This is a genomic window from Nonomuraea sp. NPDC003709 (assembly GCF_040610775.1).
Classification (GTDB): Bacteria; Actinomycetota; Actinomycetes; order Streptosporangiales; family Streptosporangiaceae; genus Nonomuraea; species Nonomuraea angiospora_A.
Map to the genome: position 1 here is coordinate 31,032 of NZ_JBEXMW010000027.1, position 26,145 is coordinate 57,176.

26 protein-coding genes are annotated in these 26,145 nt (G+C 69.1%); 16 read left to right on the forward strand and 10 right to left on the reverse strand.

Annotated elements, in window-relative coordinates; translation table 11 throughout:
* Window positions 1-279 precede the first annotated feature (279 nt).
* Complete coding sequence (locus tag ABZX61_RS52930; RefSeq protein ID WP_355207449.1) at window positions 280-657, reverse strand: Dabb family protein; 378 nt, start codon at window positions 655-657, stop codon at window positions 280-282.
* Window positions 658-1,165: 508 nt separating this feature from the next.
* Between ABZX61_RS52930 and ABZX61_RS52935 the strand changes: the two genes are divergently transcribed.
* Entirely contained in the window at window positions 1,166-1,723 is a 558-nt protein-coding gene (locus tag ABZX61_RS52935) for a DUF2306 domain-containing protein (protein WP_355207452.1), read from the forward strand.
* Here the strand turns inward: ABZX61_RS52935 and ABZX61_RS52940 are convergent.
* Window positions 1,709-2,350: a TetR/AcrR family transcriptional regulator gene (locus ABZX61_RS52940; protein ID WP_355207455.1), complete on the reverse strand. Its 642-nt coding sequence runs from the start codon at window positions 2,348-2,350 to the stop codon at window positions 1,709-1,711. The genes ABZX61_RS52935 and ABZX61_RS52940 overlap by 15 nt on opposite strands.
* 157 nt (window positions 2,351-2,507) lie before the next feature.
* On the opposite strand from ABZX61_RS52940, the gene ABZX61_RS52945 reads away from it, so the two are divergent.
* Complete coding sequence (locus ABZX61_RS52945; protein ID WP_355207457.1) at window positions 2,508-3,389, forward strand: helix-turn-helix domain-containing protein; 882 nt, start codon at window positions 2,508-2,510, stop codon at window positions 3,387-3,389.
* 32 nt (window positions 3,390-3,421) lie between these two features.
* Window positions 3,422-4,456: a medium chain dehydrogenase/reductase family protein gene (locus tag ABZX61_RS52950; protein WP_355207460.1), complete on the forward strand. Its 1,035-nt coding sequence runs from the start codon at window positions 3,422-3,424 to the stop codon at window positions 4,454-4,456.
* A 23-nt stretch (window positions 4,457-4,479) separates the two neighbouring features.
* Here the strand turns inward: ABZX61_RS52950 and ABZX61_RS52955 are convergent, their stop codons facing one another.
* Both ABZX61_RS52955 and ABZX61_RS52960 read right to left on the reverse strand, forming a co-directional pair.
* Entirely contained in the window at window positions 4,480-7,191 is a 2,712-nt protein-coding gene (locus ABZX61_RS52955) for a LuxR family transcriptional regulator (RefSeq protein WP_355207464.1), read from the reverse strand.
* Between the two features lie 145 nt (window positions 7,192-7,336).
* The gene (locus ABZX61_RS52960; protein WP_355207467.1) at window positions 7,337-7,957 is read right to left on the reverse strand and encodes a helix-turn-helix domain-containing protein; all 621 of its coding nucleotides are present in this window, start codon (window positions 7,955-7,957) and stop codon (window positions 7,337-7,339) included.
* Between the two features lie 139 nt (window positions 7,958-8,096).
* On the opposite strand from ABZX61_RS52960, the gene ABZX61_RS52965 reads away from it, so the two are divergent.
* From ABZX61_RS52965 to ABZX61_RS52985, 5 genes are all read left to right on the forward strand, one after another.
* The gene (locus ABZX61_RS52965) at window positions 8,097-8,294 is read left to right on the forward strand and encodes a ferredoxin (protein WP_355207470.1); all 198 of its coding nucleotides are present in this window, start codon (window positions 8,097-8,099) and stop codon (window positions 8,292-8,294) included.
* A complete protein-coding gene (locus ABZX61_RS52970; RefSeq protein WP_355207473.1) occupies window positions 8,291-9,493 on the forward strand; it encodes an FAD-dependent oxidoreductase in 1,203 nt (400 codons plus the stop codon). The genes ABZX61_RS52965 and ABZX61_RS52970 overlap by 4 nt, the downstream gene beginning before the upstream one ends.
* A gap of 80 nt (window positions 9,494-9,573) precedes the next feature.
* Window positions 9,574-10,785: a cytochrome P450 gene (locus tag ABZX61_RS52975; protein ID WP_355207476.1), complete on the forward strand. Its 1,212-nt coding sequence runs from the start codon at window positions 9,574-9,576 to the stop codon at window positions 10,783-10,785.
* A gap of 31 nt (window positions 10,786-10,816) precedes the next feature.
* A complete protein-coding gene (locus ABZX61_RS52980) occupies window positions 10,817-11,563 on the forward strand; it encodes an SDR family NAD(P)-dependent oxidoreductase (protein WP_355207478.1) in 747 nt (248 codons plus the stop codon).
* A gap of 32 nt (window positions 11,564-11,595) precedes the next feature.
* Window positions 11,596-12,513 (forward strand): SDR family NAD(P)-dependent oxidoreductase, encoded by a 918-nt coding sequence (locus tag ABZX61_RS52985; RefSeq protein WP_355207480.1) that lies wholly within the window; start codon window positions 11,596-11,598, stop codon window positions 12,511-12,513.
* A 114-nt stretch (window positions 12,514-12,627) separates the two neighbouring features.
* On the opposite strand, the gene ABZX61_RS52990 is transcribed toward ABZX61_RS52985, so the two are convergent.
* Complete coding sequence (locus ABZX61_RS52990; protein WP_355207483.1) at window positions 12,628-13,569, reverse strand: SDR family NAD(P)-dependent oxidoreductase; 942 nt, start codon at window positions 13,567-13,569, stop codon at window positions 12,628-12,630.
* 93 nt (window positions 13,570-13,662) lie between these two features.
* On the opposite strand from ABZX61_RS52990, the gene ABZX61_RS52995 reads away from it, so the two are divergent.
* Entirely contained in the window at window positions 13,663-14,517 is an 855-nt protein-coding gene (locus ABZX61_RS52995; protein WP_355207486.1) for a helix-turn-helix transcriptional regulator, read from the forward strand.
* Here the strand turns inward: ABZX61_RS52995 and ABZX61_RS53000 are convergent.
* Both ABZX61_RS53000 and ABZX61_RS53005 read right to left on the reverse strand, forming a co-directional pair.
* Entirely contained in the window at window positions 14,429-14,767 is a 339-nt protein-coding gene (locus tag ABZX61_RS53000) for a hypothetical protein (RefSeq protein ID WP_355207489.1), read from the reverse strand. The genes ABZX61_RS52995 and ABZX61_RS53000 overlap by 89 nt on opposite strands.
* A 45-nt stretch (window positions 14,768-14,812) precedes the next feature.
* Window positions 14,813-16,174 carry a carotenoid oxygenase family protein gene (locus ABZX61_RS53005; RefSeq protein ID WP_355207492.1) on the reverse strand — a complete coding sequence of 454 codons (1,362 nt, stop codon included), beginning with the start codon at window positions 16,172-16,174 and terminating at the stop codon, window positions 14,813-14,815.
* A 191-nt stretch (window positions 16,175-16,365) separates the two neighbouring features.
* Between ABZX61_RS53005 and ABZX61_RS53010 the strand changes: the two genes are divergently transcribed.
* Window positions 16,366-17,325 (forward strand): GntR family transcriptional regulator, encoded by a 960-nt coding sequence (locus ABZX61_RS53010; protein WP_355207494.1) that lies wholly within the window; start codon window positions 16,366-16,368, stop codon window positions 17,323-17,325.
* Window positions 17,326-17,443: 118 nt separating this feature from the next.
* On the opposite strand, the gene ABZX61_RS53015 is transcribed toward ABZX61_RS53010, so the two are convergent.
* Complete coding sequence (locus tag ABZX61_RS53015; RefSeq protein ID WP_355207497.1) at window positions 17,444-18,985, reverse strand: OmpA family protein; 1,542 nt, start codon at window positions 18,983-18,985, stop codon at window positions 17,444-17,446.
* A 618-nt stretch (window positions 18,986-19,603) separates the two neighbouring features.
* Here ABZX61_RS53015 and ABZX61_RS53020 point away from each other — a divergent pair.
* The 6 genes from ABZX61_RS53020 to ABZX61_RS53045 all read left to right on the forward strand — a co-directional run bounded on the left by ABZX61_RS53020 (window position 19,604) and on the right by ABZX61_RS53045 (window position 23,844).
* Window positions 19,604-19,963 (forward strand): DoxX family protein, encoded by a 360-nt coding sequence (locus ABZX61_RS53020; protein ID WP_355207500.1) that lies wholly within the window; start codon window positions 19,604-19,606, stop codon window positions 19,961-19,963.
* 58 nt (window positions 19,964-20,021) lie between these two features.
* Window positions 20,022-20,615, forward strand: coding sequence for a TetR/AcrR family transcriptional regulator (locus ABZX61_RS53025; protein ID WP_355207503.1), 594 nt, complete (start codon window positions 20,022-20,024; stop codon window positions 20,613-20,615).
* Window positions 20,616-21,025: 410 nt separating this feature from the next.
* On the forward strand, window positions 21,026-21,355 hold the full coding sequence (locus ABZX61_RS53030; RefSeq protein WP_355207506.1) for a nitroreductase family protein: 330 nt from the start codon (window positions 21,026-21,028) through the stop codon (window positions 21,353-21,355).
* A 477-nt stretch (window positions 21,356-21,832) separates the two neighbouring features.
* The gene (locus tag ABZX61_RS53035) at window positions 21,833-22,441 is read left to right on the forward strand and encodes a helix-turn-helix domain-containing protein (RefSeq protein ID WP_355207509.1); all 609 of its coding nucleotides are present in this window, start codon (window positions 21,833-21,835) and stop codon (window positions 22,439-22,441) included.
* A 13-nt stretch (window positions 22,442-22,454) separates the two neighbouring features.
* Window positions 22,455-22,805, forward strand: coding sequence for a hypothetical protein (locus ABZX61_RS53040; protein WP_355207512.1), 351 nt, complete (start codon window positions 22,455-22,457; stop codon window positions 22,803-22,805).
* A gap of 13 nt (window positions 22,806-22,818) precedes the next feature.
* Window positions 22,819-23,844 (forward strand): alpha/beta fold hydrolase, encoded by a 1,026-nt coding sequence (locus ABZX61_RS53045; protein ID WP_355207515.1) that lies wholly within the window; start codon window positions 22,819-22,821, stop codon window positions 23,842-23,844.
* A gap of 288 nt (window positions 23,845-24,132) precedes the next feature.
* Here the strand turns inward: ABZX61_RS53045 and ABZX61_RS53050 are convergent, their stop codons facing one another.
* Both ABZX61_RS53050 and ABZX61_RS53055 read right to left on the reverse strand, forming a co-directional pair.
* A complete protein-coding gene (locus tag ABZX61_RS53050) occupies window positions 24,133-25,029 on the reverse strand; it encodes an MBL fold metallo-hydrolase (protein ID WP_355207518.1) in 897 nt (298 codons plus the stop codon).
* An 18-nt stretch (window positions 25,030-25,047) separates the two neighbouring features.
* Window positions 25,048-26,055 (reverse strand): hypothetical protein, encoded by a 1,008-nt coding sequence (locus ABZX61_RS53055; protein ID WP_355207521.1) that lies wholly within the window; start codon window positions 26,053-26,055, stop codon window positions 25,048-25,050.
* Between the last annotated feature and the right edge of the window lie 90 nt (window positions 26,056-26,145).

Sequence of the window (26,145 nt, forward strand, 5' to 3'; positions counted from 1 at the left end):
CAACTTGCACCTGCGTGCGTACGGTGTATCAAGTGTCATGCGTACATCGTATGAACGCTGCCCGAGGCTCTGCGTCAAACTGCCACAGAGTAGGCGATAAAGTGTTCTAGTGTACTAGCAAGTGAACTAGGACACTAAGCCTCAAGGTCTCGGCGATCGCGTGCCGTCCATCCGGCAGATCGCTCAGCGGTGGGGCGTCGCGGGTCACGGCAGGCCGGCGCCCCCAAGGGGGTGCTGAACCGCGAACACGTCTTGCGCACCGCCATCGCGATCGCTGCCTTACGGCAGCATGCCCACCAGCGCGGCCAGCTCGGGGTCGCTCTCGTACCGTCGCCGGTGCAGGTCGGCGATCTTCTCTCCCATCTGCGGGTCGTCATCGTCGGTGATGTCGTACGACTCATACTTCTCGACCAGGGGCATACCGATCCGGTCGGTGCGCGCGTGCGCCGAATGCGTCAGGTACTCCCAGTAGCCGTCGAGGTCCTCGATGACGAACACGCCACCCCAGTCGAAATCGCCTCCGAAGTCGCGGCCGACGACGAACGACTTCACCGCGGAGATGACCCGGCCCTGGCTGCGCATGCTCTCCAGCGCCTCCTCGACCTGCTCCTGCGTCACGCCCGCCTTGGCCTTCATACGGATGCTGTGGTAGATCATCGTGCTCCTTTTCGTAGGTGCTGAACGTAGAGATCCAGCGGCCTGGCCTTGACGACGGCGCGCGCCCACCGCGCGTACGGTGCTGAGCACCCGACTATGAACTGGCCTGGTTTCTCGTCGCATCGGCACGAGTTGCCTATTCGACGGCAACGGCGCGTAGGCACACGCCCGTCGGCGAAGGCGCCCCCGGCCGACCGCAATTCAAGCTGGCTGTTCCGCAATCTCCCGCATCGACTTCATGGTCCACCTGCGCCTACGGTTGCCGCTTGATCGGCATCGCTTGTGGCGAGGCGAAGGCCCGCTGCCGCCGACTTCGCGCATTGCGCCTATTCCTTCTCGTTCCCGCGCAGGTATTGGAGTTCGCGTGTCCACTGCGACCATGTCACGGGCCGTTCGCCGCCGCTGGTGGTGGACCCTGTGGAGTCTTCTCACCGTGCCGGCGATCGGCATCACGGCCTACTTCGTTCCGCCGTATTTGGTCGGAAGTACGAACATTCCGAATCTCGACATGAGCATCCCGGGGTACTACACGAGTCTCGTGATCCATGGGGTGCCTGCCGGCCTGGCACTTCTCATCGGGCCGTGGCAGTTCGTGCCGCGGTTGCGGGCCCGTTTCCCCCGGGCGCACCGGATAGCGGGGCGGGTGTACCTGATCTCGGTCCTGGCCGCCGCGATGGCGGCGCTCTACTCCGCCGCGGTGACGCCGAGCGGCTTCACGCTGCAGGTCGCGTTCTTCGGGCTGGTCGTGGTGTGGTTGTACACGGCCGCCAAGGCGTATCGGGCGATCCGGCGCCGTGAGGTGCAGTTGCACCGGATCTGGATGGTCCGCAACTACGCGTTCACGTTCGCCGCGGTGACCCTGCGGCTCTACCAGCTGGCCCTGCTGCCGCTGATGAACGTCATGCCGTCACTGGAATACAGCTCTGTCTACGAGTCGGCCGCGTGGCTGTCCCTGCTGGGCAATGTGCTGGTCGCGGAGTACTTCATCGTCCAGCGCACGCTGGCACCGCTGGCGCGGCGGCAGCCATCGGAACAACCGGCCGAGGAGGCTCTACTGCCGCAGTGAATCGACCTCGTCTGCGTACAGCAGCGCGACGTCGATGTCCATGCCGGTGAAGTGGCCGGCGAGTTCGAGGGACAGCACGCCGTGCAGCCGGGTCCAGAACGTCATGGCCTGGCGCAGGACGGCCGCCGGCGCCGTGGGATCAGGCGACCAGTGCCGGTGGCTGTCGAGGTGAGCGGCAAAAGGGGTTTCCGGCGACGGGATGTCCGCCTTGCGGTAAGCGGCGATCAGCACGGACATGATCTCCTGCGACATCGCGACGGTGTCGGCGGGCGCCTGGTACCCGGGGACGGGGGTGCCGTAGATCAGCAGGTACCGGTGGGGGTCGCTCAGGGCCCACGCGCGTACGACCTGAGCCAGCGCGGCGATGTCGGCGCCGGAGTCGTACGCCTCGCGAACGGCGTCGGCGAGGCTGCGGTAGGCGTCCCTGATGAGCGCCGTGATCAGATCGTCGCGACTGGCGAAGTACCGGTAGAGGGCCGGGCCGCTCATGCCCAGGTGCTTGGCGATCGCCTTGAGGGACAACGCCGACACGCCCGTGGTGGCGATCTGCTGCCAGGCGTGTTGCTTGATCTCGGCTTGCACCTGCGCCCGGTAGCGCTCGCGCGGGCTCACCACATCGCTGTCCATGGGTCAGCCTCTCCGATTCCCGTGCGACTAACTGGAGTTAGAGGCTATCACCATCGCGATTGACGAAAATGGAGAGTCGGTTATATGGTGTAACAGAAGTGAGTCAGCGTAACGCAATGCGCTGCTCGTCACCCGTACCGGAGAAGTGGTCTCGCTGATGCAGAGGGAATCGCGCTTCGACATGGGCGGCTACGCCGGCCTGGACCTGGACCGGTTCGTCCGCCGATCGTTGTGCAGCTGGGAACGGCCCGGATGGCGCTCGCTGCTCGTCCAGAAGTTCGAGCACCTCGAGGCCGCCGGTGAGATGGTCATGCCGGCCTCGGCCGACACGCACCTGTGGCTGATCACCGGCGGCGCCGGCAAGCTGCACATCGACACCGGCGAAGGCTGGCGGACCACACCCATCACGCCGGGCGAGATCGGCATGGCCACACCGGGCGTACCGACTCGCCTGCGGTACGAGACGACGGCGCCGATGCACTCCATCCACGTCCATCTCCCCGCTGAGGTGGTCGGCCGGACGGCTGCCGAGCTCGGTGGCCCGGCACCCCCGGCGCGGGATCCGGCCTCGGGCAGCGGCGAACTGATCGGCGCGGTGCTCAAGTCGCTGGCCGCCGCCACCGCGGCGGGTGCGGACGAGCTCTATGCCGATGCGGCCGCGCGATTTCTGGTAGTGCACCTGGCGATCCGCGACGGCCGGCGAGACTCGGCGGACCGTACGAGGCGTGAGGACGTTCGCGTGCGTAAGGCCATCGCGTACATGCGCGACCGGTTGGGCGAGCCGGTGCGCCTGGCGGAGCTGGCCGAGGAAGTGCGGTTGAGCCCCTATCACTTCCTGCGGGTATTCAAGCAGGCGACGGGAGAGACCCCGGGCCGGTACCTCACCCGGCTGCGGATCGCGCACGCGACGCACCTTCTGGAGAAGGGAATGACGGTGAGCCAGGTGGCTCGGCGTTGTGGTTTCAGCAGTCCCGGGCACCTGTCGTCGGCGTTCCTGCGGGAGACCGGTGTACGGCCCTCAGCGGTGCTGGCCAAGTAGCACGTGACAACAATCCAACCGAGGAGCTTTCGATGACCGGCACAGCCCTTGAGATCGTCATGCCCGGCAAGGTCGACCCGGACGGGTTGCAGATCCGCACCCGGCCGCTGCCGACACCGGCCGCCGGCGACATCCTGCTGCGGATGGAGGCGACCGGCATCTCGTTCGCCGAGCAGCAGATGCGCCGTGGCAGGTATTACGACCAGCCGAGCTTCCCCTTCGTGCCCGGCTACGACGTGGTCGGCACGGCGGTCGCGGCGGGCCCCGGCGTGGACGCCACGATGATCGGCAAGCGGTACGCCGCCGTGACCAAGATCGGCGCCTGGGCCAGCCACGTCCAGGTGGACGCCGCCGACCTGGTGCCCGTGCCGGACGGCCTGGACGCGGCCGAGGTGGAGACCGTCGTCGTCAACGGGATCACTGCCTGGCAGATGCTGCACCGGATGGCCAAGGTTCGCCGCGGCGGGACGATCGTGGTCCTCGGTGCCAACGGCGGCGTCGGCACGACGCTGGTGCAACTGGCCCGCCACGCCGGGATCACGGTGATCGGCACCGCGTCGGCACGTCACCATGAGACGGTGCGGAAGCTGGGTGCGACCCCGGTCGACTACCGCGACCCCGGCATGTACCACCGGATCCGGCAGCTCGCCCCGAACGGCGTGGACGCGGTGTTCGACCACGTCGGCGGCACCGGGCTGCGGCAGTCGTGGCAGTTGCTGCGCCGCGGCGGAACCCTGGTGTCGTACGGGACCGCGGCCACCAAGGACGGCGAGGGCAATGCCCGGATTCCGGTCCTCAAGTCGTATTTCCGGCTGATGCTCTGGAACTACCTCCCCAACGGCCGCAACGCCTGCTTCTACGACTTCTGGGCCGGCCGCCGGCACGCGGACGCCTTCCGTACCCGCCTGCGCGACGACCTCACCGAGGTGCTGCGCCTGCTGGCCGACGGCACTCTCGCCCCGCAGATCGCCGCGAGGCTCCCGCTCTCCGACGCCGCGGCGGCGATGACCCTCGCCGAGTCGCGAACCGTGACCGGCAAGGTCGTCCTCGTGCCCGACGCCGGATAGCGGTTCCCTTCCGGGGAGCGGTCTCACCGGCCGTCGGGTCTGTCCTGGACGGCGAGGTCGGGGTGATCCTTGAGCTGCCTGCGTGAGTTGATGCCGAGCTTGCGGAAGATGTTGCGCAGGTGGGCGTCCACGGTGCGTTTGCTGATGTAGAGCTGGACGGCGACCTCGTTCGAGGTGGCGCCCGAGGCCACGAGGCGGGCGACGGCGACCTCCTGCATGGACAGCTTCCCGTACGTTCGCTCGGACCGGGCCGGGACCTTCTCGCCGGTGGCGCGCAGCTCGTCGGCGGCCCGCCGGGCGAATGCCTCCGCTCCGGCTCCGGACAGCAGCTCGTGGGCGGTGCGCAGGTGCTCGCGGCAGTCACGCCGTCGCCCTTCGCGCCGCAGCCATTCCCCGTACAGGAGGTGCGCCCGGGCCAGGTAGGGGAGCAGCGGGCCCTCGCCGAGCAGGTCGATGGCTTCGCGGTAGTGATCCTCGATGCCGGTCACCAGCCCTCGTGAGTAGGCCGCGACTCCCCGGCCGGTGATGGTTCCGCCGGCCTGTGTGCGTTCGGTGAGGGAGTCCAGCGCCTGTGCTGCGGTGAGGCGGTCGTCACAACGGACCGCGGCTTCGATCAGCTCCGGCAGGGCCGCTCCGGTGAGGAACAGGTCGCCGTGCTCGGTGGCCTTACGGGCCGCGGCCAGCGCGGCCGGGTAGTCGGCCAGCCCGTTGTGAAGCATGGCTGTGGTCCAGTGCAGGTTCGTGACCTGGCCGGGCCATCCGGTGGTCGGTGCCGCGGTGGCCGCCTCGCACAGCTCGAGAGCCTCGTCGCGGCGGCCGCGCAGCGCGGCGAGATGCAGCCGGTGATGGAGCAGCGGGGGAGCGCCGGTCGCGTCGGCGATCGCCGCCTCCTCCGCGGTGGTGGCGATCGCCTGGCCGATGTCGCCGATCAGGATGGCCTCGACCGCCTTCTGCGCGAGGCCGAGCCTGAGCAGCAGCGGCGAGCCCGACGCCCGGCCCGCCTTCACCAGCCATGCGGCGATGGCGGCCAGGGTGTCCGGGTCCCACAGCTCGACGGCGATCATCGTGGCGAGCGCGGGACGGCGCGTCCAGAACAGCTCGCCCATGTCGTAGAGGGCGTGGCGAAGCAGCGGAACCGCGGCCTCGTACCCGTCGGTGGCCAGCACGATCAAGGCGTCAAGGGCATCCGGCGAGCTCGGCGCCGGCGCCGTGGACCGGGCCGCGGTGAGGACCCGATCGATGACGACACCGCCGCGGCCCACGGACAGGCTCATCTCGACGGCATCGAGGAAACAGTCACGTGCCCGGTCCGGATCCAGACTCGCCAGCCGTTGGGCGGCACGCACCATCAGCATCGGTCCGGAGCCGTCGCCGTGCCGGGTGAAGGCGATCCGGCCCTGCAGCAGGTCGACGTCAGCGTGCTGGAACTCGTCCAGCGGGCTGGTCTCGAGGACCGCGAGCAGGCTCGCCGCCTTGCCGGACGCCCCCGCGTCGAAGCTGGCCTGGGCGGCGTGCAGAGTTCGTACGATCCGGCGTTCTGGATCCAGCGACAGCGCCACCGAGCGCTCGAGGAAGGCCGCTGCGGCTGCCACGCCCCCGCGTCCCTGAGCACGCGTCGCGCACCGCTCCAGCTCGTCGGCGATGTCGTCGTCGGGGCCGGGGCCGGCCTGGGCGCGGTGCCAGGCCCGGCGGTCCGGCGCCGTGATCGGGTCGGTGACCGCCGCCAGCGCCTCGTGCGCCGCGCGGCGTTCGCCGGCGTCGGCGGCGCGGTAGACCGCCGAACGTGCCAACGGGTGGCAGAAGCGGATGCGGGCACCGAACTCGACCAGTCCCGTCGCGTCCGCCTCCGCGCTGGCCGGTGGCACATCGAGGTTCAGCTGACCGGCGGCCGGCCAGAGCAGGTTAGGGTCGCCCGTCGGGTCCGCGCTCGCCACGATCAGCAGCAGCCTGGCCTCGGCGGACAGACCGGCCAGCCGGGCTCGGAAGCCGTACTCGATCCGGGTCGGCACCGAGGACCCGTCAGGCGGGACGAAGCCACCGGCGCAGGGCAGCTCCAGCAGTGCCAACGGGTTCCCGTGGGCCTCGGCGACGAGCCGGTCCCGGACCTGATCGTCGAGGAGGAACGGGCTTCGCGTCGTCAGCAGAACCTTGGCGTCCTCGTCGCTCAGACCGCGGACGGCCAGCTGCGGCAGCTCGCCGAATCCATGCGTTGCGTACGTCGGCCGCACCGCGAAGATCATCGCTGCGGGGTCGGCGGCGACCCGGCGGGCGAGGAAGACCATCGCCCTCGCCGACGCGGTATCGACCCACTGCGCGTCATCGATCAAGCACAACAGGGGCCGCTCCCGGGCCGCCGCTGTCACGAGCCCCAGAACCGCCAGACCGATCCGGAACGGGTCGGGTGTGCCCTCGGCCAGCCCGAAGGCCACCCGCAAAGCGTCGCGATGCCGGTCCGGCAGCTCGACGAGGTGCTTCAGCATCGGCACACACAGCTGGTGCAGCGCGGAGTACGGCAGTTCCTGCTCGAACTCCGACCCGGACGTCCGGACCACCCGGAACCCGGGCGCCGCATTTCGGGCGTATTCCAGCAGGGCACTCTTACCGATGCCCGCCTCGCCTTCCAGCACCAGCGCGCCGCCCTGTCCCGTACGAGCAGCGCCGGTCAGTTCGTCGACGCGTTGCTGTAACTCGTGCCTGCCAACGAGCACGTCGGTTGTGAGCGCAGGAGTCCGCATAACGGGAACCGTAGGTGATCGCCGCTTACTGGGCACGGGCTTCCCTCAGGAGTGCGGTCAACGTCTCGCCGCGTGCCGTTCCGTTCGTGCGGCATCCCGCCGATGCCGGTGCATCGATGCCGTCGGCACCGCAGGCTGTGGCGTGTCAAAGGAGCCAGTTGTCCGGCTGCTGTAGCGGCACCGCGGCCGGCAAGGGGGTGGCTGCGTCGGGAGCCAGGGCGTCGAGGATGAGCGACAGGTAGCGCCGCCAGCCGTCGCTGTGTGGGTCCATGGTCCACATCAGTCCCACGAGCATGACCATGATGCGGGGCATGTCGTCGGGCACGAGGTCGGCGCGGATGAGGCCGGCCTCCTGTGCCCGGCGGGCCAGCAGGGTGAGTGACTCGAAGGAGCGGGTCCCGGCTTCGCGGGTGATGGCGCCGGAGTCCCTCGCGGCGGCCACGGTGTTGTGTTCGCGGGCCGCGACGGACAGCGTCGCCTCGAGCACGGTGACCAGGCCACGCTTGGGGTCGTCGTCGCTCATGGCCTGCTCGATGGCGGGAGCGATGTCCTCGGTGAAGCTCTGGTCGAGAGCGTTCCGGGCGAGCACCGCCTTGTCCGGGAATCGGCGGTAAAGGGTGGCGATGCCTACCCCCGCGCGGCGGGCGATCTCTTCGAGGGGTGCGTCAGGCCCTTGTTCGGCCCAGACCTGCCGGGCGGCTCGCAGCAGCTTCTCGCTGTTGCGTATGGCGTCGGCACGCAGCGGCCGTGAGCTGTCGGTGGTCACCGGACAAGGATAGCAACCGATAGTTGGCTATCGATTGTTGTTGACTTCCTTTGGCGCAATAAGTAATAGTTGGCTATCAATTACCGGCCGTTGCCTGCTGCGAGGAGCGCGCCGCCGGAGCTCAACCAAGGAGAGTCAGATGAAGGTGGCAGTCGAGGCCGACAAATGTGTGGCCGCCGGGCAGTGCGTGCTGATCGCGCCCGAGGTGTTCGACCAGCGTGACGAGGACGGCATCGTGGTGCTGCTGGACGAGACGCCCGCACCTGAGGTGCACGGCGCGGTCCGCGAGTCGGCCGCGGTCTGCCCGGCGGCCGCCATCCATCTGGCCGAGTCGTGAATCGGATAGTGATCGTCGGCGGGTCCGCGGGCGGGCTGGCCACCGCGGAGGCGCTACGCAGGGCCGGGTACGGGGGAGCGATCACGTTCATCGGCCAGGAGCCGCAGCTGCCCTACGACCGCCCGCCCCTGTCGAAGCAGGTCTTGACCGGGGAGTGGGAGCCGGACCGGCTCGCCCTGCGCGGCACGGCGGAGCTGGACGCGCTGGGCCTGGAACTGCGTCTGGGCGTGCCCGCCATCGGGCTGGACCTGAGCGGCGGGAGCGTGGCGCTGGCCGATGGCGCCGAAGTGCCCTACGACGCTCTGGTCATCGCGACCGGCGTGCGTCCCCGGCAGCTGCCGGGCAGCGAGGTCGTGGCGGGCGTGCACACGCTGCGCACCCTGGACGACGCCGTAGCCCTGAAGGCGCGGCTGCTTCCGGGGCGGCGACTGGTGATCGTCGGTGCCGGGTTCGTGGGCGCCGAAGTCGCGGCCGTCGCCGGCGGGCTGGGTGTGCAGGTGACGCTGTTGGAGGCGGGCCCGCTTCCGCTGGCGCAGGCCCTCGGCGAGCAGGCCGGCCACGTGCTGGCCCAGACCCACCGCGACCATGGCGTCGAGCTGCGCACGCACGCCGCCGTCGCCGAGATCGTCAGCGCGGGCGGGGCGGTCACGGGGGTACGGCTGGCCGATGGGACGGTCCTGCCGGCGGACGACGTGCTGGTGGCTATCGGCTCGGTGCCGAACACCGCCTGGCTGCACGGCAGCGGGCTGACCCTGGGTGACGGGCTGGTGTGTGACGAGTTCAGCGCCGCCGCCCCCGGCGTGTACGGGGTCGGGGACGTGGCCCGCTGGCACAACCCGCTGTTCGGCACGGCGATGCGCATCGAGCATCGCACCAATGCGGCCGAGCAGGGCCTGGCCGTCGCCCATAACCTGCTTCACCCGCAGGCGCGGCGGCCGTTCACGCCGGTGCCGTACTTCTGGTCCGACCAGTACGGCATGAAAATCCAGGCCTACGGTCACCTGCGCGACCACGACGAAGCACTCGTCCTGGACGGCGATGTCTCCCAACGCCGTCTCCTGATCGCCTACCGCACCGGCGACCGGCTGGCCGGAGTGCTCGCCGCCGGCCTGTCACCCAGGATCCTGCGCGCCTGGCGCGCCCTCATCGCGGCCCGGACCCCATGGGCCACCGCCATCGCCGGCGCGACAGCCGCGTAACTCGCACCGTGGCGTCGCCCACGCCGGCACGACAGCCGTGGCGTCGCCGACCCGCACACGACACCCTTCTGGAGTTTCGCATGAGCATCACGACCGACACCCACGACAACGCCGGCCTTCCGGTCTTCCCCGGCATACGCTCCCAGCGCTGCCCCCTGGACCCGCCCGCCGAGTACGCCGGCTGGCGCCAGGCCGGCGGCCTGCAGCACGTCCGGATGTGGAACGGCCACACCGCCTGGGTGGTGACCCGGTACGAGGACGTCCGCGCGGTCTTGAGCGACCCGCGACTCAGCGCCGACGCCCAGCGCTATCCGTCCGTGCTCCCGCACACGCAGGTCCCGGCGTTCCCGCGGATGGACGATCCCGATCATGCCCGGCTGCGCCGCATGCTTACCGCCGACTTCACGGTCAAGCGCGTGGAGGCGATGCGTCCGCAGATCCACGAGATGGCCGAGCGATTCCTCGACGAAATGATCGGCACGGGGCAGTCGGCGGACCTGGTTCGCGAGTACGCGCTGCCTCTCCCGTCTTTGGTGATCTCGCTCCTGCTCGGAGTGCCGTACGACGACCACGAGTTCTTCCAGCAGCACAGCGCCACCATGAACCACGCCGACGCCTCGCCGCAGGACAAGGCGCAGGCCAGCGGGGCGCTGTTCGGCTACCTGCTCGGCCTGGTGGAGCAGAAGGAACGCGAGCCGGGAGACGACCTCATCAGCCGCCTGCTCACCGAGCGGGTCGCCACGGGCGAGCTCAGCCGCGAAGAAGCCGCGATGAACGGCATGATCCTGCTGTTCGCCGGGCACGAGACCACGGCCAACATGATCGGCCTGGGCACGCTGGCACTGCTGCAGCATCCGGATCAGGCCGCCCGGATCCGCGACACCGACGACCCCGCCGTGGTGGCGAACGCCGTCGAGGAACTGCTGCGTTATCTGTCCATCGCCCAGGACATGATCGTACGGGTGGCCACCGAGGACCTCACCATCGGCGGGCAACTCGTCCGGGCCGGCGAAGCGGTGACCGTCAACCTGCCCGCCGCCAACCGGGACACGGCCTTCCTCGACCAGCCCGACACCGTGGACCTCGGCCGCAACACCCGCGGGCATCTGGCCTTCGGCTACGGCATCCACCAGTGCCTGGGGCAGAACCTGGCGCGGGTGGAACTACAGGTCGCGCTGCCCGCACTGCTGCGCAGGCTGCCGGGGCTGCGCCTGGCCGTGCCGTTGGAGGACGTGAAGTTCCGGCATGACATGTCCGCCTACGGCGTCCACGAACTGCCGGTCGCCTGGTGACAACCCCGCTACCGGCAGGAAGTCAGGACCGATGGATGCACTGAACGGCAAGGCCGTCGTCGTGACGGACGCGGGCACAGCTCTGGGACGAGCCATTGCCATCCGGGCTGCGCAAGCAGGAGGCGGAGTCGTGGCGAACAAGCTCGCGCCCGTCGAAGGGGATGGCGGGACGCTGGTCTCCGCTGATGAGGATGTCACGACGACGCCGGGGGCGGAACGGCTCATCCAGGCGGCCGTGGATCGCCTGGGCGGCGTGGACCTGCTGGTGAACACGTCCCGCCCCATTCGCGATGTGCCCTTGGCCGGCATGTTGGAGGAGGACTGGGACGCCGTCGTCAACGGCCACCTTCGCGCGCTCTTCACCTGTAGCAGAGCGGCGACCGCGCTCATGTGCGAGAAGAGGGCCGGGAGCATCGTCAACGTCGCCTCAGAGGAGGGCCTCCAGGGGGTCGGCGGGCAGGCGAATTTCGTGGCGGCGCAGGCCGGGATCGCCGGATTCACCCGCGTGGTCTGCCGAGACGTCGGCAGGTACGGGGTCACGGTCAACATGATCGTGACGCCTCGGTATCCGCAACCCGCAGACTTGGAGACGGCCGCGACACTGGCCGTATACCTCGGCGGCGACAAGGCGGCCGACATCAACGGCCGGCATTTCCAGGTCAAGGGCCGGACCATCTCCGTCCTGACCCACCCCGTTCCGGGGGATGCGCTCTTCCATCCGGGGATGTGGCCGTCACAGGAGTTGTCACAACTGATGCCGACGCTGGCAAGAGCGTGACGCGGAGCGGCGATCCAGAAGGAGCGAATCGAATGGGCGACCTGCTCAAGGGAAAAGTAGCCGCGGTGACCGGTGCCGGACGCGGCATCGGACGGTCGGTCGCGATAGGGCTGGCCGGCGAAGGCGCAAGTGTCGTCGTGAATGACCTCGGAGTCGACCCCGAGGGTGCGGGAATGGATGACGGTCCCGCCAGTCAGGTTGTCCAGGAAATCCTGGGGCGGGGCGGGATCGCGGTACCGGACACCGGCAACATCGCCACGATGGACGGGGGACGGGCCCTCGTGAAGACGGCCGTGGACAACTTCGGCCGCCTCGACATCCTCGTCAACGTCGCGGGCATCTTCCGCCACAACATGATTTTCGACATGCCGGAGAAGGATTGGGATGCCGTCCTCGACGTGCATCTGAAGGGGCATTTCGCCTGCATCCAAGCGGCGCTTCCCCCCATGCGAGAGCAGGGGTTCGGCCGGATCATCAATTTCTCATCCGGGGTGGCGACGCATGGACGTGCCGCAGCGGCCAACTACGGCGCGGCCAAAGGCGCCATCATCGGTCTCACCCGAGCCCTTGCCCGGGAGACGGCGGAGTACGGCATCACGTCCAACGCCATAGCGCCTGCCGCCGAGACGCGGGTGACCCTCGGCTACGGTCGCCGCGTCAACGAAATGCGGGACAAGTCCGGGGCCGAGCAGACCGGCGGCAAAGCCCACTCCTTGCCCGACCCGGAATTCATCGTGCCGGCCATCACCTACCTGTGCACGGACGAAGCGGCCCGGATCAACGGTGAGGTGTTTCACCTGATGGGCGGCCTCGTACAACGCGCCTTCCCGGAACGGCCCTACCGTTCCATCACGAAGGGCGATGCCTGGACATCGGCTGACCTGGAGAAGGCGCTTCAGCCCGGCCTGCTCTCCGACATACAGAACCCGGCCCGGCGTGACCGCGGTTGAACAGCAGGATCCGGTCGGTGCCCTCCTCGCGTGTGCGGGTTGCAGTTGGGGCGACGCTGGGGATCTTGGTCACGGCGATGCAGACAGCCCGGTGCGGCACGACCCGGGCGGTACTTACTGACGCGACGCGCCTGCGCGTTCCAACAGCTCGGTGGTCGCCTCCCACAGGCGCCGCTCCCGGTCGCGGTCGTGGGCGACCGGCTGCACCTCGGTCAGCTTGGTCTTCACCACGAACGCGCCCTCGCGCAGGTGCGCCCACTTGTCGTCGAGGGCCATCGCAGCCAGCAGTGGCCCCGAGCGTTGCGGCGCCGACACGCCGGGTACCCGGCCCAAGGCGCGGCTCATCGCCTGAACCGCCTCGGGGGCGCCACGGCCCAGCGCGGTGCCGGGCATCCAGCCCGGTTCGAACACCGACACGTTGATCCCGGCGCCGGCGTGACGCTGCAGCTCATGGGCGTAGTACAGGATCGCCAACTTGGCGTTGGAGTAGGCGACGCCGGACGCGGCCATACCCGGAGCATGCTCACCGCTGGCCGGGCGGGCGAGCTCGACGGGATCGGCCCACTTGGCCTCGGCCACGCCCAGCAGCTTGCGCCAGAAATTGGCGTGATAGGTGTTCGAGCCGAGCAGCACGACCCGCGCCGGGGCGGTGAACGAACCAAGCAGGTCGCCGATGAGCTGGGCGTGGGCGAGGTAGTTGACGGCGAATGTCATCTCGTAGCCATCGGGCGAGGCCCGCCGGGTGTCGGCCGACATGGTGCCGGCGTTGGCGACCAGCGCGCGCAGCGGCCGTACGGCGCCGGCGGCGAGCAGGGCGCGCACGGTGGCAGCGGCGGCACGGACGTCGGCCAGGCGCGACAGGTCGCAGCCGATCTCGTGGACGCCGGCGCCGCGGCTGCGGGCCTCGTCGGCGACCGCCGTCAGGTCCCGCCCGGCGCGACCGACCAGCAGCAGGTCGGGTCGCCGCCCGTCCGGGCGGTCGGCCATGGCCAGCACGGCGTGACGGCCCAGGTTGCGGGTCGGGCCGGTGATCAGAACGGTTCCGGGTTCGGTCATGGCCCCAGCCTGCGGGACCGGTCGGGCCGCAGCCATTCGTCCGGTTTTCGTAGGACTACCAGGGCCAGGACAACCCATGCAGAGATGCGCAGAATGGAGAGCGTGGAAGCGTGGGAGTTCGGCCGGACGGTACGCCGCTGGCGCGACCGGGTGGCACCCGAGGCCGTTGGTGTGCAGGTGGGCCGCCGACGCCGGGCCAGCGGGTTGCGCCGCGAGGAGCTGGCCGCGCTCGCCGGTATCTCGGCCGACTACCTGACCCGCCTCGAGCAGGGGCGAGCGACCGCGCCGTCGGCGCAGGTCGTGGAGTCGCTGGCCCGAGCGCTGCGCTTGTCCGACACCGAACGCGACCTGCTCTACCGGCTGGCCGGGCACGCCGCGCCCGGCCCGGACATCGTGCCGTCGCGGGTCACCCCGAGCGTGCAACGTCTGCTCGACCGGCTGTCGCACACCCCGGTCGTCGTGTACGACGCCAGCTGGACACTCGTGCTGGCCAACGAGCCCTACGACGCGCTCATGGGCGAGACGGCCACCTGGCGCGGCCTGGAACGCAACGCCGTCTGGCGCAACGTCGCCCGCCTGCCCTCGCGGGTCGTCCACACCCCGCAGGAGCAGGCCGAGCACGAAGCCCGGCTCGTGGCCGACCTGCGCCTAACGGCCTCGCGCTACCCCGCCGACCGTACCCTGCGACGCTTGATCACCGACCTGGCCTCCGGCAGCCCGCGCTTCGCCGAACTCTGGGACGCCGAGACACCACCACCCCTGACCGACGCGTCCAGACAAAAGACCATCAATCACCCGGCGGTCGGCCCGATCACCCTCGACTGCGACACGCTGCTCGTCGCCCTGGACGACCTGCGCATCACCGTCTACACCGCCGAGCCCGGCACCGAGGACGCCGACCGCCTGGCCCTCGCCATCGTCCTGGGCACTCAGTCGCTACAGCTCTGACCATGAATGTTGGGGTGGCGGGTGACACGCCATCGGGCGTGTCGGCTTGCTTGGCGTGCCGGACATCATCGGGCAGGCTTGGGGCTGGTGACTCCTCGATGATCTTCAGGTGGCGCCTCTGCACGGACCAGTTCCGCTCGCCGAGGACTTGAACCTCGACGTGACGCCCATTTCGGACGAACTTCCCCATGTAGACCCGCTCGTCGTGGAACAACGCCAGGGCGGTCGAACGAGCGGCGCCGAACGCCACCCCCGGCCGGCGGATGGACTTGTCGTCACTGCTGTGGAACGGCTTTCAGGCGTCCGGGATCCAGTTTCCGTGGAAGCCGAGGGGCACGCGTACGGGCAGGTGGACGCGTGCCACGGGCGGCCCGGTGAAGTCCTGAGCGGACAGGATCACCAGGTCCGAGGCGCCGCGCTCGGGATCGGCGACGTAGGCCATCAGGTAACCGGCGTCCTCCGCGTTCTCGTTCTGGTCGCCGCTCGGGTCCTCGGCGAAGGCGGCCTCGCCGACGGCGGCGTCCCGCGCGAATCCGTGCACCTCCGTCGTGCCCCGCACCAGGTCGTGCTTGACCAGCGCGTTGGTGAACGCGTCGTCGGGGTGCGGGCCTTCGGGGGTGAATTGCATGCCGTACACCGGGGTCACCGCGGAGTAGCCGTAGCGGTGCGGACGGGAGGCGTAGGCGTCGTTCACGCGCGGGAAGTCCTGGGCCCGGTCGTCCACGCATCGCTGCTCCAGCCGTCCGGCGCGCAGGTCGATGCTCCAGCGGTCGAGCCTGGGCTTGATGCCGCCGGGATCGGCGACGTCCACGGGCCCCTCGGCGACGATCAGGTCCACGGTGATCGTCGAGCCGTCGTCGTAGGCGTTGAGGATGTGGCTGACATAGAAGGACTCGACGGGGAACCAGCGCACCTGCCCTCCCGCCCGGGGCAGGACGCCCACGTGGGCCTGGTGCGCGGGGTTCCAGCGGAAACGCATCGCGTCCATGCTGAACGTCAGCGGGATGTCGAACACGACCACGAAGTTCTCCGACAGCGCGAAGTCGTGGAGGAACGGGAGTTCCCCGGGCAGCGGGATGTCAGTGATCCGGGTGACCGTTCCCGCCGGGTCGGTGACGATGTGCTGCGCGAACGGACGTCCCAGCACATACGCCACCGAGTGCAGGTCGCCCGTGCGTGGATCGACCTTGGAGTGTGCGTTGGCGCTGGAACCGTCGGGTGTGGCGCCCATGGGGCACTCGCCGATCGTGTCGAGCTCGTAGCCGAGCTCGTGCGGCAGCCCCCCGGCCTCTGACAGGGCCAGCGTGCGCCCGGCGTGACGGAGCACGTGGATGTTCGGGGAGGGCGGCAGGAACGCGGGCGGCTGCAGCCCGCGCCGCATCCTGTCCAGTGCGTCAGAGACCTCCGTCGAGCGGACCCACCGGTTGCGGTACCACTCGGCGCGGCCGTCGCGGATGCGCACTCCGTGCACCATTCCCGCGCCGAAGGCCCAGAAGTGCGTGACGGGGTCCTCCACGCCGAGCGGGTTCGGGCCCAGTCGCAGGTAGCGGCCGTTCAGATCGGCGGGCAGGCGTCCGGTCACGGGCAGGTCGTAGGCGGTGATCTCCTCCTTCACGGGTGCGAAGGGTCCGTGCAGGTAACGGTCGTAGTGGTCCATGTTCACCTCGGTCGATCAGTTGTACGGTGTACGAAGCGAGACGGTACACCGGACGAACGCCCGGCACAGTGCAGCCGCCCGCGATGTGCTAGGCCAAGAATCGGCCGCTCACCAGGGGCGAAACGAGGGCTGCCCGGCCGCTGTGGCCGGGTCGCAGCTGCCCTAGTACAGAGGTTGGGAGACGATTGGCCATGCAGCGAGCCGGGAGCGGCTCCGAGCCGCCGTACCTGCGGATCGTGCGGGAGATCGAGCGGCGCATCAACAGGGGTGAGTTGCGGCCCGGCGACCGCGTCCCCTCCATCAGGCAGGCCGCCGCACAGTGGGGAGTGGCCACCGCGACCGCCACCAAGGCGCTGGACACGCTGCGCCGGCGGGGGCGGGTGGTGGCCGTCCCCCGCGTCGGCACCGTCGTGGCCGAACCCGCCCCCGTATCCGCACCCGCACCCGCGCCCAGTCCCGGGACGGGCCGGGCTCGCGCTCGGCGTCCGGTGGCGGCCGGCCAGAACGCCGAGCGCGAGCGGGTCGTGCGCGCGGCGATCGCCATCGCGGACGCGCAGGGCTTCGAGGCGGTGTCCATGCGCGGCGTCGCGACAACGCTCGGCATGCCCACCATGTCGCTGTACAGCCTGGTACGTGGCAAGGAGGAAATGGCCACGCTCATAACCGACACCGTGTTCGGCGAACTGGAGCTACCACAAGAGCCTCCGCCGGGCTGGCGGGCCCATCTGGAACTCGCGGCGCGCCTGCAGTGGCGCCTCTATCTGCGCCACCCCTGGTTGCCCCGGCTCATGTCGCTCACCCATCCACAGCCGCTGCCCAACATGCTCAGGTTCGGCAACTGGGGCATGAGCGCCGTGCTCGGGCTCGGCCTCGACCCCGAGGCGGCCCGGGTCGTGTGGTGGGCGGTGGCCAACCACGTAAGGGGAACGGCCACGAACCTGGAGGCGCAGCACGATGCGGAGCGGCACACGGGGCTGTCGCCTGACCAGTGGTACAACGCCCATCTCCCGTCCTTTCATGCCGGGCTCTCAACGCACACGGCGCCTCTCGACGACCGGCTGCAATTCGACCTGACCGCGTTCTTCGAGGCCGGGCTGCGGCTCTTGCTGGACGGGGTCGCGGTCCAGATCGGGCGGCAGCACCGGCCGTAGCCACCGTCGCGGCGCGCTGTGAGCTGACCGCGTCAACCGCGGGCTCCCGAAGGGCTCCCATCGTGGGCGATCCCTTGCGGTCGGCCGCCGGACCTCGGGCTGTAACCCCTGGATGCCATTACTGGATGGGGACCTGGAGGTCGCGGAACGGGCCGATCTTGACCTTGAGAGTGTCGGCGGTGTCGGGCAGGGCGAAGAGGTTCCAGAACTCGCGGGTCTGGCCCGGTGCGAACTTCTCGGTGCTGATGCGGACGCCGGAGACGTCGGTGCATGCGCAGTAGGAGTCCACGCCGTCGTCGGTGGGGACCTCCAGGCGGCCGGGCAGGTACTGGCGGCGGGCGGCGACGTCGGTCACGCGGACATTGGTTGCGGCCTGGTATTTGTACGCCTCCCAGTCCTGGGTGTGGTGAAGGTCGCGGAACCAGGTCTCGGCCGTTCCCTCATTGGTGATCTTGTAGGTGAGCAGGCCGAGGCCGCCGGGCAGCCGGCGCAGGCCCGTGACCTCCATGGCGATGGGCTGTCCGTCGGCCTTGGTGGTGCCGGTCAGGCCGGTCGGGCCGGGAGAGGTCGTGGTCACCGGTTCCTGGGCAGCGGGCTGAGGTTTGGGGAAGGTCACGGTGACGCGGCGGTTGCGGCGCTTGCCCTCATCGCTGTCGTTGTCGTACAGCGGGCGGCGCGAGCCGTACCCCTTGGCCTGGAAGCGGATCCCGTCCCTGGACAGCAGTGCCGACAGGGTGCGCTGCACCGCCTGGGCGCGGCGCAGTGACAGCGGGTCGTTGATGGCGTCGTTGCCGGAGGAGTCGGCATGGCCCGCCACCGTCACCACTGTGGCGGGGGAGGCGTCGATGAGCTTTGCCGTGCGGGCCATGATCGACTTGGCATGGGGAGTGAGAGTGGCCTTGTCCACCGCGAACAACACGTCGGAGGAGAGGTTGACCTGCAACTCCTTGCCGTCGTCGGCGGTCTCCTCCGATTTGTCCAGGGACTCCGAGGGGAGAATGAGGCGGCGGGCGACCGGTGTGACGGGCTCGGCATCAGGGTCGGGAAAGTCGCCGGTGGGAGCTTCGTCGCTGATGGGCACGTTGAGCATCGGCGGGCCCACGGGGGTGACGACGGTGGTCGCCGCAGGGTTGCCCGACGGTGCGGGCAGCACCGCGTAGACGTTGATCGATTGGCCAGGGTCGATGAAGCGGCCGAGGCCGTCGCGGTCCAGGTCGCTGCACAGGCAGGGGGAGTTGGCAGGTTTGTACGGCAGGATCCAGGTACGGGCCTGCGCGTCAAGGACGCCGATGCCGGAGGCCCACTTGATCTGGCCGAGGGGGCGGGTGCGGTCGCCCATCTCGCCGGGCCAGGACAGGTGCTTGTCGGTGCCGGTGTTGGACAGCCGGATCTGGATGATGAGGTGCTTGCCCTTGACGCGATTGAGGCCGACGACCTCGACCTTGAGGTTCTCGGTCATGGTGCTGCGGGTTTCGGCCAGGGCCGGTCGGGCGTCTTGATCCGATGCCGTGGCGGTGGCGGGTGGAGCGCTGGTGGCCGGGGCACTCGACGTCGGCGCGGTGGTGGCTGGCGGGGGCACGGCTTCCTTTGTCGGCACCACCCCGCACCCGGCCGTGGCCAGCGTGAGTACGGCGGTCAGGGCCAGGATCCGATGAGACATGGGGAGAAGGTATCCGTTCCGAAATATTGGAGATCATGCCGCGTGAGAGCGGTGCGCCCACCCCGGCCTGAGGTGCGCCGCCCGTCAGTCGCGCGCATGCGCCACCACCAGGAACGAGCCCGGAGCCACCACGTCCATCACCGGCTTGACGATCGCGTGCGGGTCAGACTCCTGCGCGCTGGAGCCGGCAGGGATTGCACCGGCGAGGCCTACGGCAACTCCCGCAGCCCATAGCTTTCTTTGCATGAGAGACCTCTTTTCGGATGGCCTTGGGTAATACGTGCATAGTGGGGACGGCGAGCTGCGGTCGTTACTTACTCAATGCGCACTTGTGGTGGATGACGATTCCAGCACCCGTCATGTCGCGCCCGCGCCACTCTGCGCCGCGCACTCTTCCTGTCCTGAACGCGCACGGTCGATCGCGTCACGCACCCCTCTTTCTCCTCATGGGCATCAGGACCGGCGCGTAGCTCATCCATTGCCTGCCGGCGTTCGGCACCCCACACGCTGAGGACAAGATCGCCCACGCCGGCTCCGGGAAGGCCGGTCTCCATCTCGATGGACCATACTATACGGTATGGTACGGCACTAGTACATCATCATAGCCAGAGGAGAGACATGTCAGCATTGCCCGATCCGGTTTGGCCGGTTGTCGTCCTGGCGATCATCCAGGCCGGTGACGCCGTCATGTGCATCAAGCCCGTTCCGTTCATCGCCCAGTGCTTCGAAGACGTGAACTGGCCGCGACGTTACTGGTGGATCATGCCACCGCTGAAGTTCGCCGCCGCGGCCGGTCTGATCCTGGGCATCTGGCTGCCGTATCTCGGTGCCGTGACCTGTGCTGCGCTCGTCCTCTACTTCATGGTCGCCATCGCGATGCACATCGCGGCTCGAGACTTCGGCCGTAACCTCTTCCTCAACGCCACCGTCATGCTGCTGATCTGCATCGCAGTCGGCGTCTTCAGCTTCATGGCATGAAGCTCGCATACGCCTCGGCGAGCGCGGACCACTCCATACCCGATGGTATGTTTGCCGGATGAGCGCGGCACGGGACCGGTGGCTGAACGAAGGCTTGAAGGTCCTCGCTGAAGAAGGCGCAGCAGGGATTCGAATCGACCGGATCGCCGCTCGACTTAACCTGTCGAAAGGGTCGTTCCACCATCACTTCGATGGCGCCGAGGGATACAAGAAAGCGCTTCTCGCCCATTTCGAGCACCTATCGATCGAAATTTTCGAAAATGCAATTTCCGAGGCCGGTGAATCGGCTGGTGCCCGGGCTATTCTCGCACGGCTGACGAAACTCGTCCGCCCTGGCGGCACAGGAATCTATCGTCCCGAACTCGATATCGCAGTGCGGGCGTGGGCGACATGGGATGCGGATGTGCGTGCCGTGCAGACTCGCCTGGACGAGGCCAGACTGTCCGCACTCCAGCGGGTGTGGCGATCAGCCGTCGCCAGCGACGAGGAGGCCCGGACGGCGGCCCTGTTGCCCTACCTGCTTGCGGTCGGAGCAACTGTCGTCTTTCCCCCCGTCGACGCTGACCGGCTTCGCGACCTCTATGAAATCCTCCTACGACTCGTACCGGATAGCTCCAGCCAGACGCAGGACGGCACGACGTCACCACCGTGACCCGGCTATGCGCCGACCCTTCATCTTTTCCCCCGCCATGAAGGAGCATGGGCGCTGGTCAGGGCCGAAGCGTTCTCAGCTGGTGGGAGACACCACGGGTTTGACGATGTTCCGCCCTGATCCCGCCGGGGCCGTAAACCCTGGTCGTCCCGTCACTCCCGAGCAGGTGCCAATGTGACCACGGCGCCGTCGTCATCGGGACTGCCTCTCTCCGGCAAGCACAGGGGCTCGTGTCGGGCTTCACAACATCCCCGCAATCCGGAAGCAGAACATCCGGAACGGAACTAACACGCGAAGGATGACCGGGCCCACCGTTCCGGGCCCACCGCCCAGGTTCGCGCAGCTCGGATCTCGATGTGGCGGAGCTGATCAGTCGATGATCGCCTGGCGCCTGGACAAAGATTCGTCGGGTGTCAGCAGTCAAGAACTTCGAACTGTTCGGCGCGCCACACGTCGCCGTGATCGCCGTCGACACCAGCCAGGGCACCTACGGTGTCCTCGACACCGGCGTCTACGTCGGCAACTTCCTCCTCGCCGCAGAAAGCCTCGGCCTCGGCGCAATCCCCCAGGCCGCCTTGGCCACCTACTCGCTGTTCGTACGGGACTTCTTCGCCATCCCCGAAGACCGCTCGGTCCTGCTGGGCATCTCGTTCGGCAAGCCCGACCGCGACCACCCCGCCAACAGCTACCGCACCCGGCGGGCCTCCCTGACCGAGGCAGTGCGCTGGGCCAGGGACTGAACGGCCGGTCAGTGACGAAAACTAACCAGGCTCCATCCTGCCTTCGGGGCGGCCGTCGATCGTGTGCCGGGCTTGCCTCAGGCCGCTGTGATCGTTGCCCCTACCCCGATCCGGACGTGCAACGTGTCCGCAGATATCGGCTTCTGGTGAGCCGCGTCTTCTCGCCGTGCCTGAGCCAAGAGCGCCTCCGGCATGGGCTCAAGGGCTGCTTCCCCGCGACCTTGCTGCAGAACGTCCTCGGCGAATTGTGCCTGCGTCTCCCGCGCACCGTCATTCGAGTTCGCATCGACGGCTGGCTCCGGCCGCTCGACGTCGACCGCGACCGGCGTACAAGTTGTTGCGCCGATCGCTTGCAGTAGGCCAGGGCCGACCTCCGACCACCCGATCAGAAGGAGTGGTCCAACCTGCGCCGGGGGCGGTTCATGGCGGTTGAGGCCAGGCTCCTGGCGGACCTGCTCGCCCTCCAGGAGGGTGGGCGTGCACGACGACTTCTTCGAGTTCGTCGTCGAGAGCCTGCGGCGACTCAGGACTTTTGAGGAACGATTGTTCTTGACTGATCGTTCCTCAAAAGTCTATCGTCGTGGCATGGGCAGGCGAAGGGCGTTCGACGAGGACGAGGTGGTGCGCGCCGCCGTGGGGTTGTTCGGTGGCCGCGCGTACGACGGGGTGTCCATCGACGACCTCGTCACCCACCTCGGCGTGCACCGCAACAGCCTGTACAAGACGTTCGGCAGCAAGCGCGGCCTCTACCTGGTCGCCTTGCGTCGCCACCTCGCCGACGACGTTCGCCCCTTGGTCGAAGCGCTCGCCGCGGCAACGGATGCCGCGACCGCGCTGCGGCTCGTCGCGTCGGCCGACCTCGGTCTGCTGCTGCTCGCGGCGGTCGAACGGGCACCGGTTGACGAGGAGGTGGCCGCCGAGGTGGCCGCGGCGTTGGCCGCCGTCGACCAGGCGATCGCCGACGCGCTCGGCATTTCCACCGCCCTGGCCGCCGCCCTCACGGCTGCCGCACTGGGCATCCTCCTGCGCGGCAGCCCCGACAGTGTCGGCACCGCGCTGACCCAACGCCTCGATCCTCTCAACTGACAAGGAAACAGACATGGCACTGGTCCACATCGACGGCGACGACCTCGTTGTCGTGATCGAGGGTCTCGACAAGCTCTGGGCCCTGAAGAGCAGCCTGACCATCCCGCTGGTCAACGTCCGCGGCGCGACCGAGGATCCCGGCATCGCCGCCGACCCCAAGGGAATCCGAGCGCCGGGTGCCCACGTGCCCGGCGTGATCACGGCGGGCACGTTCCACCTCGACGGCGAGAAGGTCTTCTGGGACGTCAAGGATCCGTCGAAGACCGTCGTGATCGAACTCGCCGACGAGCGCTACGCCCGCCTGGTCCTCCAAGTCGACAACCCGCGCGCGACCGTCGCGCTGGTCGAGAACGCCCTGCGCTGAAAGAGGTAGACCGATGTTCCCCCAGGCCGCCGCGATCGTGATGTCGCTGGCCGTCGTGACCGCCACCCCGGCCGAGGCGACACCCCGGCTCGTGCCCGCCGCCGACCGCGAGGTCGTCTTCACCGTCGATGGGACGGCGACGTACGGCACCCTGCACGTTCCCGCGCACCGTGCCGGGCAACGATTGCGCGCCGCGCTGCTGCTGCCCGGCAGCGGACCCACCGACCGCGACGGCAACCAACCACGCACGTCCCCGAACACCCTGGCGCAGGTGGCCGACGTGCTCGACAGCGACCGGGTCGCCACGCTGCGGTTCGACAAGTACGGCACCGGCCGCACCGGGCTCGGCGCCTATCATGACCACCCGGAAAAACTCGACTACCCGGCGTTCGTCCGTCAGGCAAAGGCCGCCTACGAGTCGTTGCGCGATCAGCCGGAGACCGACCCGCACGCGCTGATGGTCGTCGGGCACAGCGAGGGCGCGATGACCGCGCTGCTGCTCGGCGGCGCCGTCCACCCGCGCCCGACCGGCCTGGCACTGCTGCAACCGCAGGCGATCCGCATGCTGGACCTGGTCGCGCTGCAACTGCACGCCCAGGTCGCCGAGGCGACCCGGCAGGGTCAGTTCACCCCGGAGCAGCAGCGCGCGATCGACGCGGCGATCGACGCCGCCGTCACCGCCCTGCGCGAACACCGACCGGTCGACACCACCAACCTGCCGCCCGCCGTCGCCAAGCTCTTCGAGGCCTTCCAAGGGGCGAGCGGCCGGTTTGTGATCAGCGACGACGCCGTCTACCCGCCTGACTCCGCCGCGGCCCTGCGGCCGTGGACCAGGGTACTGCTGACCTGCGGCACGAACGACGCCCAAGTCCCTTGCGCAACAACGGACGCCCTGACCGCCGCCCTACGCCGCGCGCACGTCGGCGGACCGGGCCGGGTGCCACTGCTCGGAGTGGACCACCTGCTGCACGACGCCGACCACCCGAATACCCCCGCCCCGGCTGTGCTCGACGCCTTGCACCGGTTCGCGGGGCGCTGAGGTAGACCGAGGACGAAACCCCGAACCCGTGCGAGACGGGACAATCGGCCGACAGGCACGATCACGAGGCGGTGCCGTCCGTACGACCAGAGCCCTGCCGGAGTGGGGGCCGCTACCAGTCAAAGCGGCTGGTAGGTGTCTTCGAGTACCAGCCGCTCAGCTGTTGATGTTGCCCATGTTTTGTGTGCCTTCGGCGGGGTGCAGTGCAGATGGGCAGCGAAGCCCCAATGTCCTCGCACGTCATGAGCTGACTGTTGTAGGCAGGGTGAGGCGCCGGTGGTGGAGCGGTCAGTAGCGGCTGAATGGGCCCCACTCCTTGACGGCGTATGCCTCGGCACGCCGCTCGATCTCCAGGGCCGATCGGCCGCTGAAGTGGGCGGGCAGTACCAGGGCGGTGGTGTCGGCGGCCCAGTCGAGCAGGCGGCGCCGGGTGGCACGGGCCTGGGCCGGGTCCTCGCAGAAGTAGCTGTCGTGGCCGTGGTGGTGCAGCTGCAAGGGGGTGTGGATGATGTCGCCGGCGAACAGGGCCCGGTCGCCGCCGGACTTCAGCTTGATCACGGCGTGGCCGGGTGTGTGCCCGGGCGCGGCCTCCAGGCGCAGGTTCCCGTCGATGGTGTACGTGTCCTCCCAGAGGCGTATCTGTCCGGCGGCGTGCACCGGGGCGATGCTGTCCTCGAAGGCGTATTCGTTGACGCTGCCGGGGATGCCGGGATTGTTGGCCGGGTTCCAGTGGTGGAAGTCGATGGCCGGCATCAGGTAGGTGGCGTTCGGGAAGGTCGGCACCCACTCGCCGCCGGCCAGGCGGGTGTTCCAGCCGACGTGGTCGAGGTGCAGGTGGGTGTTGACGACCAGGTCGACGTCCTCCGGCTGGACTCCGGCCGTGGCGAGCCGGCCGAGATAGTCCAGCTGTTGCCGGTGCCAGGGTTCGACAGCGGGGCGGTTCTTGTCGTTGCCGATGCCGGTGTCGATCAGGATGGTACGGCCCTCGCTGCGCAGCAGCCAGGTCTGCATGGCGACGTGCACCATCTCGTCGTCGGCGCCGAGGTGGTCTGGAACAAGCAGGTCGCGATGCGCTTGCCAGGCTTCGTCCGGCATAGTGGGGAAGAACGCCCGGGTGGGCATGATGGGGCCGTGCGTCTCCTCGATGCGGGTGATGGTGACGTCGCCGAGCTTGATGTCGTGCATGGTGTGCGTCTCCAAGGGTCAGCGGCGCGGCAGGGTGGCCAGCACCAGGTTGGGGTCGGTGGCGGTGGTGTAGGCGGCGCTGAGCACGTAGACGGTACGGCCGCGTACGGCCACCGAGGTCGGGTTCTGCAGCCCGGCGGCGGTCGTCAGGAGTGTCTTCGCGCGGCCGTCCGCATCGATTTGGACGACCTTGTTCGGCGCGTTGAGGGTCGCGATGACCTGGTCGTCGCCGGTTCCGGCGAAGGCCAGGTCGTCGATGCCGGCCAGCCCGGCGGCCTTGACCCGGACGGCTCCGGGACGGCCTCGGTTGATCGGGATCCGCAACAGGGTGCCCCGGTCGAGGTTGGTGGCCCAAACTGCGCCATGACGCACCTTGATGCCGTTGGCGCCGAGGAATGAGGTGGCGGAGAGTTCTCGTGCCGAGGACCAGACCTGGGCGTGGCCGCCGTTCAGGGGCACGGTGGTGATGGTGCCGTGCACTGAGTCGGTGAGGTAGAAGGTCTTCGCCGGCTCGTCATAGGCCAGGCCGTTGGGCAGCCCGGTGGCCGGCAGCGCGGCTATGCGTCGCGGCTCCTGGCCGGGACGCAGCCGGTAGAGGCCGGTGGTCGCGGCGTCGCCGCTGGCGTACAGGAAGTACAGCGTGCCGTCGGCGGTGCGCACGATGCCGGTGGTGAGCGCGAACCCGAGGGCCGGGGTGTCGGCGCCGCCGTCGGCGGGCGCGGGGAGGGTCGCCAGGATCCGGGTGGCGCCGGCCGGGCTGATCGCGGCGACCTGCCGGGCGGTCGCGAAGGTGACGTAGGCCGTGCCGTCCGGGCCCAGCGCGATGTTCTCCGGCAGCTGGCCCTTCGCCAGGTCGAAGTGCACCGCGATCCGTGACGTCACCGGCGGCGCAGCCGACGGGCGAGCCTGCGCGGTCGAGGGGGACGATGCGGTGGTGATCGTCGCCGCGTTCGACGGCGGTACGGTCACGAGACCGATCCCGGCTGCCACGGCGGCGACCGCGAGGGTGAGCATTCTGTTGCGCATTGCTGGTCCTTTTCCGAATGGCTTCGCGAACGAATGACTTCGCGAACGGGGGTTCGCGGGCGTGCGACATCGGGCGCTCTGTCCGGAGCA

Excerpts from the sequence above, each read along its gene's own strand:
- ABZX61_RS53040 (WP_355207512.1), top strand. The coding sequence starts at position 22,455 with ATGGCACTGGTCCACATCGACGGCGACGACCTCGTTGTCGTGATCGAG.
- ABZX61_RS52955 (WP_355207464.1), bottom strand. The coding sequence starts at position 7,191 with ATGCGGACTCCTGCGCTCACAACCGACGTGCTCGTTGGCAGGCACGAG.
- ABZX61_RS52935 (WP_355207452.1), top strand. The coding sequence starts at position 1,166 with ATGAGCATCCCGGGGTACTACACGAGTCTCGTGATCCATGGGGTGCCT.
- ABZX61_RS52940 (WP_355207455.1), bottom strand. The coding sequence starts at position 2,350 with ATGGACAGCGATGTGGTGAGCCCGCGCGAGCGCTACCGGGCGCAGGTG.
- ABZX61_RS52985 (WP_355207480.1), top strand. The coding sequence starts at position 11,596 with ATGGGCGACCTGCTCAAGGGAAAAGTAGCCGCGGTGACCGGTGCCGGA.
- ABZX61_RS52965 (WP_355207470.1), top strand. The coding sequence starts at position 8,097 with ATGAAGGTGGCAGTCGAGGCCGACAAATGTGTGGCCGCCGGGCAGTGC.
- ABZX61_RS52975 (WP_355207476.1), top strand. The coding sequence starts at position 9,574 with ATGAGCATCACGACCGACACCCACGACAACGCCGGCCTTCCGGTCTTC.
- ABZX61_RS53015 (WP_355207497.1), bottom strand. The coding sequence starts at position 18,985 with ATGTCTCATCGGATCCTGGCCCTGACCGCCGTACTCACGCTGGCCACG.
- ABZX61_RS53025 (WP_355207503.1), top strand. The coding sequence starts at position 20,022 with ATGAGCGCGGCACGGGACCGGTGGCTGAACGAAGGCTTGAAGGTCCTC.
- ABZX61_RS52995 (WP_355207486.1), top strand. The coding sequence starts at position 13,663 with ATGGAGAGCGTGGAAGCGTGGGAGTTCGGCCGGACGGTACGCCGCTGG.
- ABZX61_RS52980 (WP_355207478.1), top strand. The coding sequence starts at position 10,817 with ATGGATGCACTGAACGGCAAGGCCGTCGTCGTGACGGACGCGGGCACA.
- ABZX61_RS53050 (WP_355207518.1), bottom strand. The coding sequence starts at position 25,029 with ATGCACGACATCAAGCTCGGCGACGTCACCATCACCCGCATCGAGGAG.
- ABZX61_RS53045 (WP_355207515.1), top strand. The coding sequence starts at position 22,819 with ATGTTCCCCCAGGCCGCCGCGATCGTGATGTCGCTGGCCGTCGTGACC.
- ABZX61_RS52945 (WP_355207457.1), top strand. The coding sequence starts at position 2,508 with ATGCAGAGGGAATCGCGCTTCGACATGGGCGGCTACGCCGGCCTGGAC.
- ABZX61_RS52930 (WP_355207449.1), bottom strand. The coding sequence starts at position 657 with ATGATCTACCACAGCATCCGTATGAAGGCCAAGGCGGGCGTGACGCAG.
- ABZX61_RS52950 (WP_355207460.1), top strand. The coding sequence starts at position 3,422 with ATGACCGGCACAGCCCTTGAGATCGTCATGCCCGGCAAGGTCGACCCG.
- ABZX61_RS53020 (WP_355207500.1), top strand. The coding sequence starts at position 19,604 with ATGTCAGCATTGCCCGATCCGGTTTGGCCGGTTGTCGTCCTGGCGATC.
- ABZX61_RS53010 (WP_355207494.1), top strand. The coding sequence starts at position 16,366 with ATGCAGCGAGCCGGGAGCGGCTCCGAGCCGCCGTACCTGCGGATCGTG.
- ABZX61_RS53005 (WP_355207492.1), bottom strand. The coding sequence starts at position 16,174 with ATGGACCACTACGACCGTTACCTGCACGGACCCTTCGCACCCGTGAAG.
- ABZX61_RS52990 (WP_355207483.1), bottom strand. The coding sequence starts at position 13,569 with ATGACCGAACCCGGAACCGTTCTGATCACCGGCCCGACCCGCAACCTG.
- ABZX61_RS53055 (WP_355207521.1), bottom strand. The coding sequence starts at position 26,055 with ATGCGCAACAGAATGCTCACCCTCGCGGTCGCCGCCGTGGCAGCCGGG.